We start from the raw sequence: 1323 nt of genomic DNA on the forward strand, positions 1-1323 counted from the left end.
TGGTCACCGGGGGGTGTGAGGAGGGGCGCGCCGATGCTGTCGTCGCCGCTGCTTCCGAGGGGCGGTGCCTGGATCCTGGGGATGATCCGGCGGCTTCCTTGCGGGATGAGGTTGCGCGTACGGGGACGGGGGAGGGGTGATGCGGCGTGTCTGGTTCGTGGTTCTGCTGCTGGCGGTCACCGCCTGTACCGGCAGCGCCCCCGCCGAGGAGCCGTTGCCCGGGCCCGATCGGATGCGGATCGTCGTCGCCAGTGGGCGTGATGTCACGGACGGCACCCGGCAGCGGCTCATCGACGCGTGGAACGCGCGGCAGGGGGCCGGCGGTTACAAGGCGTCCCTCGTCGAGCTTCCCGGCTCCGCCGACCAGCAGCGCAGCCAGCTGCTCGGCGCGCTCCAGTCCGGGAGCAGCTCCTACGACATCGTCAACCTGGACGTCACCTGGGTGCCGGAGTTCGCCGCCGCGAAACTCGTCCAGCCGCTGCCGGACGACGCCGTCAGCGACCCCGCCGACCTCGTCCGGCCCGTCGACGAGACGTCCTTCTGGGGCGGGAAGCGCTACGCCGTGCCGTTCAACAGCGACGTGGGACTGCTGTACTACCGGCGCGACCAGGTCGGGGGCGAGCTCGGGCCCGTCGTCACCTGGTCCGCCCTCCAGCGCTACCTCGACGCCGTACGCGGCAAGCGGTTCCCCGGCTGGGAGGCCGGCTGGACCACCCAGCTCGCCCCCTACGAAGGCCGGACCGTCAACGCGATCGAGGCGTTCGCCTCCGCCGTGGAGGACCTGGAGATCACCGACGAGAACGGACGGTACCGGGCCACCGAGGACCAACTGACCCGGGGCGTCAAGGAGTTGCGCGCCCGTACGACGGACGTCCTGCGGCACGCGTTCACCTCGAACGAGTCCGATTCGCTCAGCGACTTCACGCAGGGGAAGACCACGTTCCTGCGCAACTGGCCCTACGCCTACCCTGCCCTCTACGCGGCCTTCAAGGGCGACCTCGGAGTGACGCAGCTGCCGGGGAAAGCCGTACTCGGCGGCCAGAACCTCGCGATGACCCGCTCCGTCTCCGGGGACAAGGCCGCCAAGACCGCCGACCTCATCCGCTTCCTCACCGACGCCGACAGCGAACGGTGCCTGCTGTACGCCGGGTTCGCGGCGACCCGGGAGTCCTCCTACCGGGAGACGACCCGCTGCACCTACGCCGGCACCTCCACCTCCGGGAGCACCGGCGAAACCCCCGACCGCTGGACCCCCGAACAGGAGCGGTTCGCCCACGACGTCCTCCTGCCCGCCCTGCGCAGCGCCGTCCCCCGCCCCCGCAC

At 71.4% G+C, this 1323-nt stretch carries 1 protein-coding gene; it reads left to right on the forward strand.

Annotated features, from left to right (window positions below; all coding sequences use genetic code 11):
• Nucleotides 1-139: 139 nt before the first annotated feature.
• On the forward strand, nucleotides 140-1323 hold a 1184-nt coding region (locus tag AOK24_RS43260; RefSeq protein WP_107104181.1), incomplete at its 3' end, for an extracellular solute-binding protein.

Source organism: Streptomyces niveiscabiei (genome assembly GCF_001419795.1).
GTDB classification, from domain to species: Bacteria; Actinomycetota; Actinomycetes; order Streptomycetales; family Streptomycetaceae; genus Streptomyces; species Streptomyces niveiscabiei.